The sequence below is a fragment of the Vibrio rubrogenes genome, from assembly GCF_059641415.1.
The window spans coordinates 51,213-67,759 of sequence record NZ_JCARSY010000014.1; the positions used below are offsets into that span (position 1 = coordinate 51,213).

The following is a 16,547-nucleotide window of genomic DNA, read 5'->3' on the forward strand; positions in this document are numbered from 1 at the left end:
ATTTTCGACGGATCAGTGTCGATCAGAATACCGGAATGCACGTTGTTTCAATGCCTCAACTCTTTCGGGGTCATCTGCACTGGAAACCACTTCAAAGTCCCCGGAATAAACCGTTGGTACTTTTTTACCTTCCAGATCCCACTTGATTGCTTCAGCCATTGCGACACCGGTGTCATCATTCATCCGCATAACCGTGACATTCAAATCATGATGCTGTAAAGCTTCCAGTTCCGCAGAACCACCACCCCAGCCATTGATAAGAACATCATCTCGGCCCAGTTCTTTCAAAGCTTTAGCGGCTCCGAGAGCGACATCGGTTGAACAGGCATACAATAATTTAATATCCGGATGCTCCCTCATATTCTCAAGCGTAATTTTATAAGCACTTTCTTTATTCGCCTGAGTATAAAATGATGATACGAGTGGATATTCACTCATTGCTTGAATAAAGGTATCGCCTCGCGCTTCACTCACATAACCTTGTGAAAAATACAGCACGGAATAAGGTGAATGAGGTTTTAATGTTTGCTTAAAATAGTCCACCAACAAACTGGTCCCTATTTCATGGTCAAACCCGATGTACATCCACGGTTGTCGATGTGACCAGTCTTTCACAGGTGTGGTCACATTCTGTAGAATCAATTTGGTTTCTCCACCTCTTAATACATGCTCAATAAATTTTTTATGTCTGGTGGTATCGAGCGTAAAAATCAAATAGTCAGATTTATTCTTTAATGCTTCCATCAAAGAAAGACTTTGCTGACGGATATCCAGATTTGGTCGGGTGAACACCTGATGTATTTCGTATTTGACACCCAGCTCGTTCAAACGCAATTCAAAAGCCCGGATGTTACGACTCCAATAATCCGACACTTGCTGTCCGGGATAAATCACTGATATTTTTACCGGATGTTCCTGAGTCGCCTGTAATGGTTTCGGTTCAAGCCGAACGGCATTTGCCAAAGACTGTGTCAGTTGTTTTTGTTCGGGGTTTAAATCCAGAAATTCGTTGTAATGCCAATAGCCACTCAACGCATACGCCGCTGAATGATAAATAAGAAAGCAGGCGGTTAAAATAACTCCAGAAAGTCTCATTGTCGTCTTCTCATTAATTGAATATGTTCAACATAAACAAAAGAAAGAGCGCTCGTGTAACGCGCTGTGGTAAATCAAAAAGTAAAGGCAAGATTTGCCGAACCACCCAGCTGATGTTCTCCGGCATAACTTCCGGCAATATCAAGGCTAACGGTGTCTCCGGGGCTGATTTCCAACCCCAAGGTTATTGCATTATCCACTGTATTCTCTATGTCGATTTCATATCCAGCCCTTAGCTGTCCCCAGCCCCGGGCATTCCCTTCAATACCAAACCGGATAAACTGTGTATCATCATTTTTACCGATAAAACGTTCTTGTTTTGTCATATCAACATCAACGGCTGCACTCAAGAATTCTCCGACATAATCAGCCGACATCGTGACTTGCATGTCCAATTGATAATGTTTCAGCATCAGCACTCCCCATGCCGTTACCTCGGGCATCAGCAACCCACGATGCTGCCTCAACAGGAGCTGCCAAAGAACATATCACTACAATCAATCGATAATTCTTCATTTGATACCCACCTTATCTCATAAGTGATCAATCTAAGATTAGTACAAAATGAACGTTCTACAGATAGTTATGCACCTGAGTGATCAAAAATTTGCGACGGTAATAAATTTTTGAGTACTATTTTTTCTTTGCGGGTTTTGGAAAAACGTTTGACCTTCGCTTCCATACGCAATGCTTCACGATGTGTGCCGACCGGATGACTCCAGACCAGCACCAGAGGGGATTTGCCCCGCAATGCCTTCGCTCCCTGACCACACTGGTGCTGCTGAAAGCGTCGTGCAATATCGGTTGTAATACCGCAATAAAGCGCATTTTGGGGTGTTCGGATCAAATAGATCCACCATTGAGAGGTTTGTTGCTCGGTCATCAGATATTATTCACGGGAAGAAAGCAGCTCATCCACTTGTGCGCGTAACCACTGAACTTCCTGCTTTAATGCCTCCACTTCTTGTTCGAGTCCGTCGAGTCGTTCTGGTTGTGCTGGCGTTTCCGCTGCCGATTCTGCAATATCTTCACTTGCATCATAAGGTGTAAACGTTTGACGATAGCGAATTTCTCTTTTGCCCGGTTCCCGAGGCAATCTGGCCACTAATTCTCTTTCAATCAACGTTTCCAGCACATGTTCCGTGGTCTTCATGTCCGGCAAAACACATAGACGATTGGTTCGGGTCCGCAATTCTCCCGGGGTCTGCGGGCCACGTAACAGCAAGCAGCAAATGATTCCTAGCTCTTGTTCTGTAAGTTGCAAATCACCGAACTCCGTATTGCAAAAGCGATGCTGGTATTTGCTGGTCCGGCTGTTAAAACCACTTTCATCACTGACGAACCGACGAGAGATTAAACCCTCCACGGTTTCAAGCACTTGAGATTCAGATAAATTCATCACAGGCTCTCGGTTACTTTTCTGATTGCAAGCAGTGACCAGACTATTGAGGCTCAGCGGATAGTAATCCGGTGTGGTAATCGATTTTTCAATTAAACTGCCAATAATCCGCGCCTCATGTGCACTAAGCTCATACTTCATCATGATTTCCTTTATGCTCTATTCAATTGAATTCGGTATACACCATGTCCAACATCATTAATGTTCGACAACAAAAGTACATTTCACAATATGACCATGCTCATCCAAGACAAAAATTCGTGAACGATTCAATTCGATGTCCGTGAAACTACACGATTTTCTTGCTGTGATATAGCCAGTTCTGAGTTTATCCTGACGTGGGTTTTCGAGCGGTTCCTCAAAAATAGGAACAATAATCTCTGATGATAATGACATGACTTTTGATGAGTGATAATAGGAATGTCATTATCATATAGTGACTGACTGAGAAAATAAATCATGTTCAAACGATGAATCGCGTTTCCAGCACCACCATACGCTGATCGCCAGAAAATTCAGCGGACAAAGCCACTTTTGATTGATCTCAGGGCTGTTCCCAAGGCGATGGATATGATTTAATTCTGGTAGACCCATTTAATAAGACAATAGGAAAGGAACCGATGAGCAGCGTATTTGAAATTGTCTCGCTAGCACGCCGTAAAAATAAACTAAAACGGGAGTTGATCGATAACGAGAAAAAAGTTCGGGATAACCGTAAACGTGTTGACCTGCTTGAGAACCTGCTGGATTACATCAAACCTGAAATGACACACGATGAGTTTATTGCTATCGTCAAAAACATGAAAGCAGACTATGAAGATCGGGTTGATGACCATATCATCAAGAGTGCTGAAATCTCAAAAGAGCGCCGGGAGATGAGCCGTCGCATTAAAGAGTTAACCGAGCAAGATAAACTTCAGACTCAGGGTAAAAAATAATCCCTACAGTATCGTGACTGATACAGAAAAAACCCACAGCCATGTGGGTTTTTTTATGCGGCTATCTGGTTCTCCGCAACATTGCTGCCCGTGCTTGCCCCATAAAAAGCGTATTTCTCATGTCATAATTCCCTAATATTTTTATGTTTTTATTGATCTGATTTCAAGCTAGACTCAATGGAAGCCCTCATATCAATAAAAGGAAAAAATCATGATCGAACAAGGTCAGAAACTCCCTGCAGCAACGTTAGGTCAACTGACAGCAGATGGCATGGTCAATCATCAGGTTCAAGAACTCTTTGCCGGTAAGAAAGCGGTTTTATTTGCTGTTCCCGGTGCATTTACCCCAACCTGCTCCGAAGCTCACCTACCCGGCTATGTTGTGCTGGCCGACCAGTTAAAAGCCAAAGGCATTGATATTATCGCATGTGTTGCCGTCAATGATGCATTTGTGATGAAAGCATGGGGTGAAGCGCAGAATGCTTCAGAAATTATGATGCTGGCTGATGGCGATGCCAGTTTCACCAAAGCACTCGGTCTGGAAATGGATACCGAACAATTCGGTGGTATTCGCTCTCAACGTTATGCCATGATCATTGAAGATGGTGTGGTCAAACAGTTAAATGTCGAACCTCCGAAATCATTTGAAGTCAGCAACGCTGAAACCATTCTTGCCAGTTTATAAATCACATTGGTAGAGATCAGAAAACGGAAACCTCAAGGTTTCCGTTTTTTGGTTCATTAAGATAAATACGTTGCACAGCAAACACTAGCATCATGCCTTCAGTGTCGGTAATACCGGACTACCTTTTAAACGATGATACTCAGACAAAGCCACTTTGTCTGCCAGCGTGTCAACGTGTGCTTCAGACAAGTCACACCAAAACACTTCCTCGGCCTCGAAAGACGAGACACTGCCATCCCAACAACTGACCACATAATAATGCAGCAGTTGCAATTCTGTTGTCGGATGATAAAGCGAGCAGAGATAGTGATAACTTTTCGGGAGAACACCGAGCTCTTCCTGAATTTCACGGAGCAGTGCTTCTTTTTGCGACTCACCCGCTTCAATATGACCACCGGGGATCGCGACAATATCAGGATCACACGTTTTATCTTTCGCACGCTTTTCCAGCAGGACCTGAGCGTCATCAACCAATAGAAAAGACACACATTCATGGACTTTCATCATGTTATTCCTCCTCCGGGCCCCGACTCACTAACACCGAATCATATTCTGCTTAACCGATACCTATCATCCAGCATACACCGGTATATACCAGTAAGGCTAACACCGAGACCAAATACATCAGCCGAATCGTGCGCTGGATATCATCTCGTTCAATCAGACGTTTATCATCGCCAATCCAAGGCTTCTCTACCCGCTGGCCGAAATAATCATTTGCCCCGCCGAGCCGTATCCCCAGAGCGCCGGCAACAGCGGCTTCCGACCATGCACAATTCGGGCTTTTATGTTGATAGCGATCCCGCCAACCTATCGTTAATGCGCCACATGCATCGTAACGCAATAACCAAGCAGCCAAAGAAAACAGTAACCAGCTCAAACGCGCAGGTAACCAGTTTGCCAGATCGTCCATTTTGGCGGAGGCATAGCCCAACGCCCGATACTTTTCATTACGATAACCCACCATCGAATCCAGCGTATTGATTGCTTTATATGCCATCGCCAACGGCACACCGCCGAGAAACAGATAAAACATCGGTGCAATGACACCGTCAACGGTATTTTCTGCCACAGTTTCAACCACTGCGCGCGAAATCTGGGTATTGTCGAGGTTGCGGGTATCCCGTCCCACAATGTAAGACAATTGGCGACGGCTCTCTTCAATATCGCCTTGCTCCTGTGCCCGATAAACCAAATTGGCACAATCTGCCAGACACCGTCCCGCCAATGTGGTGTAAGCCAGCCACACGGTAACAACCACGCCCAACCAAGGATGAACCGCCCCGGCAGCTTGTAACACCAGCCAAGTGACACCCCAGCTCAACGCCACAATGACGACCCATAATACGCCGCCTCCTGCATAAAGCCCCCATTCATGATGACTCATACGACGGATCATCTTTTCCATTCGGGAAATTGCAGTGCCAATCCAGCGGATCGGATGCGGCCAATGAGGCGGGTCACCGAGGATTAAGTCAAGAATAAAAGCACAGCTATAGATCAACAGACTCATTGGCGCATTCTTCCCCGGCGAAACCAATGCAACAATAAATCAGGATTCTGACCGAAGTGGACATGGAAATAACTCGCGAGGGTATTGTTAACTTGATAGCCGCCTTGCCAGCGCTGCAACACCTGACCATCCCGCTCTTTGGTGCAGGTGAAGACCGGGGCAAGGTCTGTCGTAAATTCGGAATAGTGAAACTCATGGCCCCGAATCACCTCATCTTGTGAGGCAATCAGCACATCTTGGTTCGCAGAAACCTGACAATAACCGAAACGCTTCAGGGAAGTCGTCATCGTGCTATACCCGGGGAAAATGCCGCACATCGGATACTGCTCTCCGGCTTGATCAATCAAACTTTCGCCCAAATACATCAGCCCGCCACACTCGGCATAAATCGCAGTCCCTTGCTCATGAGCACGCTTTAGTGCTTGCAGCATCGGTTGGTTAACTGACAACCGTTCGGCATACAATTCCGGAAAACCGCCACCGATATAAATCAGATCGGCGTCTGGCAACGCCTGATCCTGCAAAGGGCTGAAACGGACAATCCGTACACCGCTTGCCGCCAATAGATCAAGGTTATCCTGATAATAGAAATTAAAGGCTTCGTCATAAGCCATGGCTAAGGTCAACCCGTCACCTTGTCCCTTTAATGTCAAAGCCAGCGTGTCATCGGTCACCGGTGCCATGGGCAACACCGAAACCTGAAGCAGTAAATCCAGATCAAGATGCTGTTCAATCTGATCCGCCAGTTGATCCCAGACATCATCATAAGCAGCCTGTTCATGCGCGGTGATCAATCCGAGATGACGAGACGGCAATTCAATTGCTTTGAGGTTGGGTAAACGTCCGAGCACGGGGATGCCGGTATAACGCTCGATTGCGGTTTTCAGTAAGTCAAAGTGACCGTCCGAATTAACCTGATTGACGATCACGCCGGCAATATTCAGGGTCGGGTCAAACTGCTGGAATCCCAGCACCGTTGCTGCTGCCGACGTCGAGACCGCTTTGCCGTCAATAACCAGAATGACCGGACAAGCCAGTTGTTTTGCCATCCCGGCACTACTGCAATAGTGTGGATCAGTGCCGTAACCGTCATATAACCCCATCACACCTTCAATGATGGCAACATCAACCTGAGCCACGCGTTGGTAAAACGTATTCAATAACACCGCCTGCGGTAACATAAACTCGTCCAGATTTCTGGATAACGTGCCAGAAACTCGCGAATGCCAGGCAGTATCAATGTAGTCGGGACCAACTTTGAACGGCTGAACCGACAAACCTCTGCGCCGAAATGCACGCAATAAACCTAAGGTGAGGGTCGTCTTACCACTGCCACTACTCGTGCCACCAATTAAGAATGCATTCATGTCGATTTAAATCTCATGTCGGTTTAAATATGATTTTTAATCAAAAACGGCACGATAGCAGAAGTGACTAGACCTGATCACCACAAAGTTATCGATCTGTCCTACTTTATCTGCAAAAAGTATCATCATCTGCAAAAAGCACCATCTCCGATAAACCTGAGCGAATCACCCAGACCAATCAGGATAAGAATATAACCTGAATCAAATGGCAGCTATGTGGTCAGGATGATATCAATAGCTTCATCAAATTTTCATATTAATGACCGACAATACAAAGATCAGACGACAAAACATCCGCCACCGGCTTGAAACCACTCAAACGATATCAGTACGAACATTATGCCGTACTCTGTAAACTCGCCTATCCTCGAATATTCAGGCATACCCGTTATGGCTTTGATCCCAACGGGCAACGTATCATTGGTGATCGATACGGTAAAACCATGATTCGGGTGCTATGGAGCAGCAAAAAGGACGAAGTCGTGGTCGTGTTTAAAGGCTCTCATTCCGTGAGTGACTGGGTGTTGAATCTTGCATTATGGATGAAAGACTGTCGGCCGCTCGGATTGCCCTATCATATTCATGCCGGCTTGTACTATCTGTTGCTTCAGGAGAGCCAGCCGCTTCGTAATGAAGATAAACTCGGCATCAGCGTACTGGAAAGGCTGGAAACCATTCTGTTACCGCTGATTGAACAGGGGAAACGCATCGTCTTGACCGGACACTCGTCCGGGGGAGCAATGGCATGTGTTGTCGCTGACTATCTGGAACGCAGAGCACCGAAAAGCATTAAACGCGTGGTTACCTTTGGTCAACCAGCCGTCGGCAACTGGCGCTTCTACAGGCAGTATACGTTGAAGCATAAAACCTACCGTATCTGTTGCGACATCGATATCGTGACCTTTTTACCGCCACTCCCGTTTATCTACTGGCATGTCGGTAAACTGCTCTGGCTTTATAACGGACGTATTTATGAAAATACACCGACCTTGATCCGACTTGGCCGCTCACTGCTCAGTTGGGTGATTCGACCGTTTTCTTATCATTTGATGAGTAAATACATCCGCAATAAAGATTTCTTTGACGAACGCTGAAAATAATGGGGTCACACAAAAGACTGACCGATAAGTCGGTAGTTGAGACGTAAAAGCGGAGACGTAAAAAAAGACGCTTTAAACGTCTTTTTTATCGAGATATGGAGGCGCGTCCCGGAGTCGAACCGAGGTCCACGGATTTGCAATCCGCTGCATAGCCACTCTGCCAACGCGCCAAATCATTTCGTTCTCAATTTTGTAGATGGTGCCCCGGGCCGGACTTGAACCGGCACAGCGCGAACGCCGAGGGATTTTAAATCCCTTGTGTCTACCAATTCCACCACCAGGGCAACGCTAAAAAGCGATGGTAACACCACCTCTCATCGGTATGAACCGTGAGAACGAGGCATACTTTATCGGATTAAAATTCGAGGTCAACAAAAATTTCTCTATTATCAATCAAATGGCTAATAAACATGCGTCTCGGTATAGACAACATACAATCAGGATGAAAACCAGCCACGAATCTGTCGCCCCCTCATAGTTTTTCTGTACCCGGTTCTACGCTGGCGATGGCGCCCATCAACTTTCAAGTGTCCGGGCAACTTTTTCTTCATATTTTTCTGTCATGTCACATGATGTTTGAGTCTATCGGATTGCTCACAAACTAATTCCCCTTCGATATTCAACGGATTATCATGACCGATAGACAGTCAGTGAATGATATTTTGTATCGTTAACGTTTAGCCACTCGGCTTGCAAAAAAAAGCTAAAGGAGAAGGGGAAAATTAGATGAGCGAAAATCAATATGTACCGCCTAAGATCTGGAAGAATGAACCAAGCTCGGGTAGTCAATGGGCGAATATTAACCGCCCGGAAGCTGGTGCAAGATTTGACAAAGATCTGTCGGTTGGCGAGCATCCATTCCAACTTTACTCATTAGGTACACCGAACGGGCAAAAAGTCACTATCCTGTTTGAAGAGCTTTTAGCACTAGGAATTAAAGAAGCTGAATATGACGCACATCTCATTAACATCGGGGATTCTGATCAGTTTTCATCGGGATTCGTTGCTGTAAACCCAAATTCAAAAATCCCTGCTTTGGTTGATCAATCAGGAGATGAACCGGTTAATGTATTTGAATCCGCGTCTATACTAGTTCACCTTGCTGAAAAATTTGATCATTTTTTACCGGTCAGTGGTTCGGCAAGAACGCAAACATTAAACTGGTTGTTCTGGGCGCAAGGCTCAGCACCATTCTTAGGCGGTGGTTTTGGCCATTTCTATGCCTATGCCGATGAAAAGCAAGAGTATCCGATTAACCGTTTCGCGATGGAAGTAAAACGTCAGTTAGATGTGTTAGATAAACAACTCGCCAAAAACACTTACGTGGCGGGTGAAAAATATACCATTGCTGATATGGCCATCTGGCCTTGGTATGGCAACCTTGTGTTGGGTCGGGCATACGACGCTGCAGAGTTTTTACAAGTTCATACCTACGAGCATGTGGTCCGTTGGGCGAAGCAGATTGAAGCTCGTGAAGCCGTACAACGTGGTCGTATTGTCAACCGTACGATGGGCGAAGCATGGGAACAAGTGGCTGAAAGACATAGTGCTGAAGATATTGATAAAGCTTTAAAACTAAAACCATAGAACGATTCAACAAAGCGCACTTATCATGGTGCGCTTTTATGAATGACGAACTTATCTGATCATGTGCACAAGCCAAGGCTGGCTCGTCTTCCGTTTAAATCATTCCCCTCATCTATCGATGACTCGATAAATATATTGCTTTTCTCCAATGAGGTATTAGAATCCGCGTCGTTTTGATGCTGTCAGACAACCAACACCGACAGCTTATTCCTCATCTATTTGTAAAGGTAAGTATCCATGTCAATGAAATTAGCCAACCCGGCCCCTCTTGGCTTAATGGGTTTTGGTATGACCACTGTATTGCTTAATATTCACAATGCAGGGTTCTTCCCTCTCGATTCGATGATTCTAGCCATGGGGATATTTTATGGCGGTCTCAGTCAAGTCATTGTGGGCATGATGTGTTTTAAACGCGGTGACACATTCGGCACAACAGCTTTCACTTCTTACGGCTTATTCTGGCTAACCCTGGTCGGCCTGATTGTGATGCCTAAAATGGGTCTGCCAGCCAGCCCGGCGCATTTTATGGGTTGCTATCTAGCATTGTGGGGGATTTTTACCGGATTTATGTTTATTGGCTCTTTGTGTTATCCAATCGCCAAGCAAGTGGTATTCGGCTCTCTGACCGTCCTGTTTGCACTGCTGGCAATCCGTGATTTCACTGGCAATGAAACCATTGGTATGATCGCTGGTTTTGAAGGTATTTTCTGTGGCGCAAGTGCCATCTACTTCGCAATGGCGCAAGTGCTGAACCATGAATATGGTCGCGTTATTTTACCCGTGGGTGATAAACGTAAGGGCAGCATTCAACCTGCCGTTGCTTAATATGATCCAGCCCCACTGAACAACGGTGAGAAACTCACCATCAAAAATCAGCCTGTTAAAACAGGCTGATTTTATTTATATGACACCTCTTATTATTATCAGTACGACTAAGTTACAAAAATCCGCCATGTGAACAACGAATCGTTCATCTCAATATGAATAAACTACAACTCAATATTGAATGTCACAAAATGTCACAACTATCAAAGAATTCCTGAGATAAAATTTACCAAGAACATCCTTTTGAACCGTCATACAGACTATGATATTCTCGATGCGCGGGCTTTTATCAATGTAAAACTCTTTACTCAACTTGTCTGTAAAGCAAGAAATTACACTTTATATACATAGGGTAAATAATAAAAACGACTTTGTTAGGTGATCAGGAGCTTTAATGTCAAACTTATATTTAAAACAGGTTTTATGCCTTATCCCAGCGTCATGCTTAATTACTTTTCCGGGATATGCTGCAGAAAATGGACTTTCACTCGGCGTTGGTGCTTCATATTCAACATCAGTTTATAAAGATTATGATGAAAACGTCTTTCCGCTACCGCTAGTCAATTACGATAATAATGTTTTCTTTATTCATGGTCTCTCAGCCGGTGCCTATTTGTATCAGGATGAATACAATGTGTTACAAGCCTCTGTGTCTTACTACGCTCAGGAGTTCGATCCAGATGATGCCAACAATAGTCAAATGAAATTGTTGGATAAAAGAGACGGTACGGCGATGGGCGCTGTTTCTTATACATTCCGCTCACCACTTGGAAATATTACTTCCTCGCTTGCTATCGATGTCCTTGATGAGACCGATGGCGGAATAATGGCTTCAGCACAATATAACTATCCAATTCCTTTTACTCAGCAGTTGATAATCATTCCTGAAGTGGGTATCAAATATACTAACAGTGATATGAATCAGCACTATTATGGTGTCAGTTCAGGCGAATCGGCACGTAGTGGACTAACAGCCTACGATCCCGGCAGTGCAATTACGCCTTATTTCGGGGTGACATTCAGATATAGTGTCTCTGATACTTTAGATGCATTTGTTTCCAGCCGTTATCAAGTATTACCAGACGAAATTCAAGACAGTCCAATGGTTGATTCTAGCCACACGATTCAAACCATCGCTGGTATTTCTTATCAATTTTAATCGTATACGAACTAAAACAGAGGGCCGATTGGCTCTCTGTTCATTACTGAATAAAATTATCTGACCGACGAACGACTTTTTATCAAACGACCGAGAATACCGGGATAATAACGCCAGGTGTAATCAAATATTTCCATTAATTGCGGATTCCCATACCGAAAAAGACTAATGGCATGAAAACGATTATGTTTTGCCCTTAGTGTATTGATCGCTTTATTCAATTCTTGAGAAGGTTTCGGTGCCATAAAATCAGAAATCACCACCAAATCAGCATTCTTATATCGATCACTATGCATTGTCTGAATTGCATCCGATAATGCCAGTTCCAGATCGGTCCCACCTTTAAAGGTATAACTCAGAAAGTCACAAACTTCTCTCAATCCATCTTGCTTGGTTAATTGATAGGTAATGATCTGTGTGGAGAAAATAACGACGTAGCAGTCCCGGTTGTCCGCCAGAGCAATCTGCATCAAAGCATAGGCTACTGCCTTGGCACACTGCTCCGGAAATCCGTTCATCGAACCGGACGCATCAATACAGACCACAAAAGGTCCTTTTTCAATATCCACTTGAGCATTGGCCGGTTTTGATGTTGTCACTTTCGATAATGTTCGTGATTTTCCCTGCATACGATAGTTCAACAGCCGCTTATCAATCAAATGCTTATAAAAAATCACTTCCAGCTCAGGATGCGCTAAAAACAACATCTCATTGGGAAGAATTTTATTTAAATCATCACTCTGATGAACACCGACAATATCGTCAGTTGCCAGATCAGATTGTTCTTCAACCAACTGTAGTGTCTCGACACTTGCCTGTTGAAGATCAGGATCATCTACCTCGCTGGCCATACGCCCAAGACTTTCAGCGATTTGTTGAATTTCCTTATGCTTTTTAAGGAATTCGGCATGTTTTTTCATCACTGCCAAATCAACTTTGCCTAGCTTAGCACTCGCCATATTCCACAAACGGTGAATACTTTTTACATCGTCGGTATCTGTGACTTGATCCATTGAACGCAGCGTCTCAATCCGCTGGTATAAGTCATCCAATACCTTCTCTTTATTCGCTTCGAGCTCCATCACCTGCGCCTGTTTAAGCGCATTGGATAAACTGTTATACCATTGATCGCAAAAGTAACGCGGGAACATCGGATTACTGAAGTTTTTCTTTTGCTCACATAACTGGCGGGCGGTTGTATAAAATGCAGAGTGCCACTCTAGTTGTTGCAACACTTGTGGGATTTTCTGAAAAAAAGTTTTTTCATCCCAATGAACGACTTCCTGATATAACGCTAATTCCTGCTGAAATCGCTCAGTTTCACAAACCTTGGTCATTCTTTTCTTCACTTGACCACGCCACTTGAGCAGATGATTTTGTACCGAAGTATTCACCCCTCGGTTTTCAACTGCGATCAACAATTGAATGTCGTCCATCAGTTCATTCACCGCTGTATCAATTAATCCTGAATCGGCAATCATCATCGCGAGATTTAGTCCGTCAATACCTAACATAACAATCTCTCCTAAGTGAAATACTGACTGAAATGATTCATCTGCTGAGCGGCTTCTTCGCACGCAGTAATTGATTTCTCCAATTGTTGTTGTAATTGCTGTAATGAACTTTCCATTGCTACGGGAAGTTCAGGATCGATAAAATGATGTGGCAATGCATCATGAAACTGTCGGGACGATTGACGTAAATGAGAGCCGGCTTGTTCTAATTGATGATGAACCTGTTCAATGCGTGTTTGCCATGCCTGAAATAGCTGATGCTGGTTTTGATGTTGTGTCGTCACGACAGAAACCAGTACCGAACGATTGGCAATATCTTTGATAATTAACAAATCTTCTGAGTCAACACCAAACTGAAAAGAGCAAAGGGTGGTATTTTGGTTCACATAACCGAATAGCTCACCTCCCCCTTCGCGGATAACCTTGTCAAACTCGGCTTTAGGTACATAAACCCAATGGCAATATTTATCAGTATTCTCTGCATCGGTGACGGTAGTATGACTTTGGAGCAACACGATTTTTAGGAGGTCTTTCCGATTGCCGGATTGATATGTCTTCGCATGTGTCAGATCATAGCTATAGACCTGCTTCTTAATCAGCCCCGCGGTTTTCTCAACCGCCAACGGCATCGTATATTGTTCCTCCAGTTCTCGTCCAACATCGGTTAACGCTTCCTGACAAATCTCAATTTGATGCTCAACATCCTGCTGATCAAAAGCATACTTCAGCGCAAACTCACGAATGACCTCTTTCACAATGGCAAGGGAGTCCGGGCTGTTCCACAAACAATCCTGCAACAAAAACAGATCCAGAGGATTAATGCTGTCACGGCCATTAAAGAAAGCACTAGCTTTGAGCAGCTTGACGGCTTTTTTCCAGCGCCGGTCAGAAACATACATCTCATCAGATGTTGTCAATGTGCTGTTTTCCGCTGCTGTATCAAGCATCGATTTGAGCTGATAGAGTTTTTCAAAAACATCGTTACTCAATGTTAATTGATCTAATGCCTGCTGCCACTCATGATACTCCTGATCGGTAATTGCTAATCCTTCCGGAATATGGGCTTCTTGCGGTGTACCAACCGTCAGCATCGATTTAAAATTTTGTTTATTCTGGATACGATTAACAAAAATTCGCACCAAAATTCGGTCAAATAACGCTTCCAAACCACTATCTTTATCCGGTAACTCATTCGATGCGGACACCAACAGACGCATAGGAACCCGCTCAACTTCACTACCGTTATTGAACGTTTTTTCATTCACAACCGTCAGCAATGTATTCAAGATAGCGGGACCGGCTTTCCAGATTTCATCTAAGAAAACGACCTGAGCCGTCGGCAGATAACCTTTGGTTAACCGCAGATAACGCCCATTATCCTTTAACTCTTGAATACTCAACGGCCCGAATACTTCTTCAGGCGTTGAAAAGCGCGTCATGAGATATTCGAAATAGGAACTATTTTCGAAGGCTTGAATCAGGCGTTTCGCAATCAAACTCTTTGCAATACCGGGAGGACCCAACAGAAACACACTCTCACCAGCGAGGGCAGAAAGCAGACAAATTTTAATCGCGTGTTCCCGTTCATAAACACCATCAGCCAGCGCACCGGCTAATTTATTGATCCTTTCTGACAGCAACGCCTTCTGCGAATGACTTGCAGGAATTGAACTTACCATGAAAATGACTCACTAGATTCACAAAATACTGAGTTATTGTTGTAATATTTTTATACAACTTCAGTTTATTATAAGTTTATCGATTTGTTAATCGAATGTTGCACAAGATTTAATTTGTGCTCCTGTTTTTATATCAGATCCACAATTCGTGCGATTGGTTGAAACCTATGTTTCCAAATATGAGTTTTGTATCATTAACCGCCCTGAAATTTATTCAAACTAAAAACCTTTATTTTTGAGTGTCATAGAGGTATCGTTTGCCAAGAACACCCTATCACAATTCCGAGCAATAACAGGCCGGATAAGTCAAAGGACTGTATGCGTAAAACGATACATCAGTGGAAACAGATTTCTTTGGTTGAGGAAGAAATCATGCTACCAACACACCGCCCAATCCTTCATACGACGATCATTCATCCTGGAGCTGCAGTGATCCTGCCTGTCAATCAACGGGGAGAGATTGTCATGTTGCGACAATTTCGTCCGTCAATTCGAAAATGGCTACTCGAATTACCAGCCGGAACCCGCGAGAATACGGAGACACCACTGGCATGTGCGCAACGAGAGCTCGCTGAAGAAACCGGTTATCTTGCCAGCGAATGGGTTGCTTTAGGACAGTTGACTCCGCTGGCCGGTTTCTGTGATGAGATTCAGCATCTGTTTGTCGCCAAAGGTCTATCTGTGACACAAGATTATCAGCGCGATGATGATGAAGTGATTGATATCTTCTGCCTGTCCATTCCAGCGCTGGAAAAGAAGATTATCGACAGTGAAATTACCGATACCAAAACAATCGCTTGTCTGAGTAAAGCCAAGCTTTGTGGATATATATGATAGCAACTTATCAGTTGCCCCGTTGATAAATCGGAATACCATCAAAACAGCGCGTTCAAAATTTTGATACAATCGGAGAACGCTCAACACTGGAATCTCACAACACTAAAACATCAAAATGACCATAAAAAGACAAGGGCGTCGCAGCGCTCACGATGCCGCACAAACGCGTCAGCAAATTTTACGCATTGCAACTGAGCTGTTTTGTGAGTTTGGTTATGCGCAAGTCTCGCTGCGTACCATTAGCGAAAAGGTAGGAATCTCACATAGCCTGATTCGCCACCATTTTGGTAGTAAAGAACAAATCTGGTATTGCATTAGCGACAATATGCACCAATACATTACTCAATATTGTCAAACCATACTGATGAATTTACCGAAAGATATGCCGGTCAACGAACTCCTGTATCAATTTATTGTTCGTATGCTGGCCTTTACCCTCATTAACAAACAACCAATCCAGTTAATGGCGGATGTTGTGCGCCAGAAAGGCAGTCGATTCGATTACTTTATTGATCAATCCGGTGAAGTTGAGAAACTGGTTTTCCATCTGGCTGAAGATTACAACCAACGTTTTCCGGAACACGCCATTAAAATTTGGGAAATCAAATGGCAAATGATTATGTTTACTCACGGCGCGGCCTCGCTCGAACCTTTCCTGCATGAAACTTGGTCACAAGAATGTGATACCGAAAGCGAGTGTCTGTTGAAACATTGGCAAATGTGCGATGAAATCATGGCGAAAAAATTGATGATACCGGCATCATCCCGTTTACAACCACAACAGCTTGACGAGCTGGTCATTCAACTGGAATTATATCGCACACCCCAATGATTTAACGGCCACCAGTC

The 16,547-nt window shown here is 44.2% G+C and carries 16 protein-coding genes, 2 tRNA genes and 1 pseudogene; 8 read left to right on the forward strand and 11 right to left on the reverse strand.

Features of this window, described 5'->3' with window-relative positions:
* Positions 1–12: 12 nt before the first annotated feature.
* From AC55NX_RS11840 to AC55NX_RS11855, 4 genes and pseudogenes are all read right to left on the reverse strand, one after another.
* Positions 13–1,095, reverse strand: coding sequence for an autoinducer 2-binding periplasmic protein LuxP (locus tag AC55NX_RS11840; RefSeq protein WP_496995929.1), 1,083 nt, complete (start codon positions 1,093–1,095; stop codon positions 13–15).
* Between the two features lie 74 nt (positions 1,096–1,169).
* Positions 1,170–1,496, reverse strand: a pseudogene (locus AC55NX_RS11845) (conjugal transfer protein TraF); the annotation flags it as partial.
* A gap of 182 nt (positions 1,497–1,678) precedes the next feature.
* A complete protein-coding gene (locus tag AC55NX_RS11850; protein ID WP_496995930.1) occupies positions 1,679–1,978 on the reverse strand; it encodes a GIY-YIG nuclease family protein in 300 nt (99 codons plus the stop codon).
* Positions 1,979–1,984: 6 nt separating this feature from the next.
* Positions 1,985–2,635 carry a YceH family protein gene (locus AC55NX_RS11855; protein WP_496995970.1) on the reverse strand — a complete coding sequence of 217 codons (651 nt, stop codon included), beginning with the start codon at positions 2,633–2,635 and terminating at the stop codon, positions 1,985–1,987.
* 479 nt (positions 2,636–3,114) lie between these two features.
* On the opposite strand from AC55NX_RS11855, the gene AC55NX_RS11860 reads away from it, so the two are divergent.
* Both AC55NX_RS11860 and AC55NX_RS11865 read left to right on the forward strand, forming a co-directional pair.
* Positions 3,115–3,432 (forward strand): DUF496 family protein, encoded by a 318-nt coding sequence (locus AC55NX_RS11860; protein WP_021018699.1) that lies wholly within the window; start codon positions 3,115–3,117, stop codon positions 3,430–3,432.
* Positions 3,433–3,643: 211 nt separating this feature from the next.
* Positions 3,644–4,117 (forward strand): peroxiredoxin, encoded by a 474-nt coding sequence (locus tag AC55NX_RS11865; protein WP_496995931.1) that lies wholly within the window; start codon positions 3,644–3,646, stop codon positions 4,115–4,117.
* A 90-nt stretch (positions 4,118–4,207) separates the two neighbouring features.
* Here the strand turns inward: AC55NX_RS11865 and AC55NX_RS11870 are convergent, their stop codons facing one another.
* The 3 genes from AC55NX_RS11870 to AC55NX_RS11880 are packed head-to-tail and all read right to left on the reverse strand — an operon-like array spanning position 4,208 to position 6,997.
* Positions 4,208–4,621: an NUDIX hydrolase gene (locus AC55NX_RS11870; RefSeq protein ID WP_496995971.1), complete on the reverse strand. Its 414-nt coding sequence runs from the start codon at positions 4,619–4,621 to the stop codon at positions 4,208–4,210.
* A 52-nt stretch (positions 4,622–4,673) separates the two neighbouring features.
* Positions 4,674–5,630 (reverse strand): adenosylcobinamide-phosphate synthase CbiB, encoded by a 957-nt coding sequence (cbiB, locus tag AC55NX_RS11875; RefSeq protein ID WP_496995932.1) that lies wholly within the window; start codon positions 5,628–5,630, stop codon positions 4,674–4,676.
* The gene (locus AC55NX_RS11880) at positions 5,627–6,997 is read right to left on the reverse strand and encodes a cobyrinic acid a,c-diamide synthase CobB (RefSeq protein ID WP_496995933.1); all 1,371 of its coding nucleotides are present in this window, start codon (positions 6,995–6,997) and stop codon (positions 5,627–5,629) included. Before AC55NX_RS11880 ends, cbiB begins: the two co-directional genes overlap by 4 nt.
* Before the next feature lie 305 nt (positions 6,998–7,302).
* Here AC55NX_RS11880 and AC55NX_RS11885 point away from each other — a divergent pair, with 305 nt between their 5' ends.
* Positions 7,303–8,091: a lipase family protein gene (locus AC55NX_RS11885; protein ID WP_496995934.1), complete on the forward strand. Its 789-nt coding sequence runs from the start codon at positions 7,303–7,305 to the stop codon at positions 8,089–8,091.
* A 102-nt stretch (positions 8,092–8,193) separates the two neighbouring features.
* On the opposite strand, the gene AC55NX_RS11890 is transcribed toward AC55NX_RS11885, so the two are convergent.
* Together AC55NX_RS11890 and AC55NX_RS11895 are read right to left on the reverse strand one after the other, a co-directional pair.
* Positions 8,194–8,267 (reverse strand) — tRNA-Cys (locus AC55NX_RS11890).
* Between the two features lie 27 nt (positions 8,268–8,294).
* Positions 8,295–8,381, reverse strand: a tRNA-Leu gene (locus tag AC55NX_RS11895).
* Between the two features lie 442 nt (positions 8,382–8,823).
* Between AC55NX_RS11895 and yghU the strand changes: the two genes are divergently transcribed.
* From yghU to AC55NX_RS11910, 3 genes are all read left to right on the forward strand, one after another.
* Positions 8,824–9,684, forward strand: coding sequence for a glutathione-dependent disulfide-bond oxidoreductase (gene yghU / locus AC55NX_RS11900; protein ID WP_496995935.1), 861 nt, complete (start codon positions 8,824–8,826; stop codon positions 9,682–9,684).
* Positions 9,685–9,921: 237 nt separating this feature from the next.
* Complete coding sequence (locus tag AC55NX_RS11905) at positions 9,922–10,509, forward strand: acetate uptake transporter (protein WP_496995936.1); 588 nt, start codon at positions 9,922–9,924, stop codon at positions 10,507–10,509.
* Positions 10,510–10,903: 394 nt separating this feature from the next.
* Entirely contained in the window at positions 10,904–11,668 is a 765-nt protein-coding gene (locus tag AC55NX_RS11910) for a MipA/OmpV family protein (RefSeq protein WP_496995937.1), read from the forward strand.
* Positions 11,669–11,724: 56 nt separating this feature from the next.
* Here the strand turns inward: AC55NX_RS11910 and viaA are convergent, their stop codons facing one another.
* Both viaA and AC55NX_RS11920 read right to left on the reverse strand, forming a co-directional pair.
* Positions 11,725–13,182: an ATPase RavA stimulator ViaA gene (gene viaA, locus AC55NX_RS11915; RefSeq protein ID WP_496995938.1), complete on the reverse strand. Its 1,458-nt coding sequence runs from the start codon at positions 13,180–13,182 to the stop codon at positions 11,725–11,727.
* A gap of 11 nt (positions 13,183–13,193) precedes the next feature.
* Complete coding sequence (locus AC55NX_RS11920; RefSeq protein ID WP_496995939.1) at positions 13,194–14,861, reverse strand: ATPase RavA domain-containing protein; 1,668 nt, start codon at positions 14,859–14,861, stop codon at positions 13,194–13,196.
* A gap of 318 nt (positions 14,862–15,179) precedes the next feature.
* Between AC55NX_RS11920 and AC55NX_RS11925 the strand changes: the two genes are divergently transcribed.
* The gene (locus AC55NX_RS11925) at positions 15,180–15,695 is read left to right on the forward strand and encodes an NUDIX hydrolase (protein ID WP_496995940.1); all 516 of its coding nucleotides are present in this window, start codon (positions 15,180–15,182) and stop codon (positions 15,693–15,695) included.
* Positions 15,696–15,813: 118 nt separating this feature from the next.
* Positions 15,814–16,530, forward strand: a complete 717-nt coding sequence (locus AC55NX_RS11930) for a TetR/AcrR family transcriptional regulator (protein ID WP_496995941.1) — start codon at positions 15,814–15,816, stop codon at positions 16,528–16,530.
* Positions 16,531–16,547 lie beyond the last annotated feature (17 nt).

Excerpts from the sequence above, each read along its gene's own strand:
- AC55NX_RS11910 (WP_496995937.1), top strand. The coding sequence starts at position 10,904 with ATGTCAAACTTATATTTAAAACAGGTTTTATGCCTTATCCCAGCGTCA.
- AC55NX_RS11880 (WP_496995933.1), bottom strand. The coding sequence starts at position 6,997 with ATGAATGCATTCTTAATTGGTGGCACGAGTAGTGGCAGTGGTAAGACG.
- AC55NX_RS11920 (WP_496995939.1), bottom strand. The coding sequence starts at position 14,861 with ATGGTAAGTTCAATTCCTGCAAGTCATTCGCAGAAGGCGTTGCTGTCA.
- AC55NX_RS11860 (WP_021018699.1), top strand. The coding sequence starts at position 3,115 with ATGAGCAGCGTATTTGAAATTGTCTCGCTAGCACGCCGTAAAAATAAA.
- AC55NX_RS11865 (WP_496995931.1), top strand. The coding sequence starts at position 3,644 with ATGATCGAACAAGGTCAGAAACTCCCTGCAGCAACGTTAGGTCAACTG.
- yghU (WP_496995935.1), top strand. The coding sequence starts at position 8,824 with ATGAGCGAAAATCAATATGTACCGCCTAAGATCTGGAAGAATGAACCA.
- AC55NX_RS11855 (WP_496995970.1), bottom strand. The coding sequence starts at position 2,635 with ATGAAGTATGAGCTTAGTGCACATGAGGCGCGGATTATTGGCAGTTTA.
- AC55NX_RS11840 (WP_496995929.1), bottom strand. The coding sequence starts at position 1,095 with ATGAGACTTTCTGGAGTTATTTTAACCGCCTGCTTTCTTATTTATCAT.
- AC55NX_RS11850 (WP_496995930.1), bottom strand. The coding sequence starts at position 1,978 with ATGACCGAGCAACAAACCTCTCAATGGTGGATCTATTTGATCCGAACA.
- cbiB (WP_496995932.1), bottom strand. The coding sequence starts at position 5,630 with ATGAGTCTGTTGATCTATAGCTGTGCTTTTATTCTTGACTTAATCCTC.
- viaA (WP_496995938.1), bottom strand. The coding sequence starts at position 13,182 with ATGTTAGGTATTGACGGACTAAATCTCGCGATGATGATTGCCGATTCA.
- AC55NX_RS11870 (WP_496995971.1), bottom strand. The coding sequence starts at position 4,621 with ATGAAAGTCCATGAATGTGTGTCTTTTCTATTGGTTGATGACGCTCAG.
- AC55NX_RS11905 (WP_496995936.1), top strand. The coding sequence starts at position 9,922 with ATGTCAATGAAATTAGCCAACCCGGCCCCTCTTGGCTTAATGGGTTTT.
- AC55NX_RS11925 (WP_496995940.1), top strand. The coding sequence starts at position 15,180 with ATGCGTAAAACGATACATCAGTGGAAACAGATTTCTTTGGTTGAGGAA.
- AC55NX_RS11930 (WP_496995941.1), top strand. The coding sequence starts at position 15,814 with ATGACCATAAAAAGACAAGGGCGTCGCAGCGCTCACGATGCCGCACAA.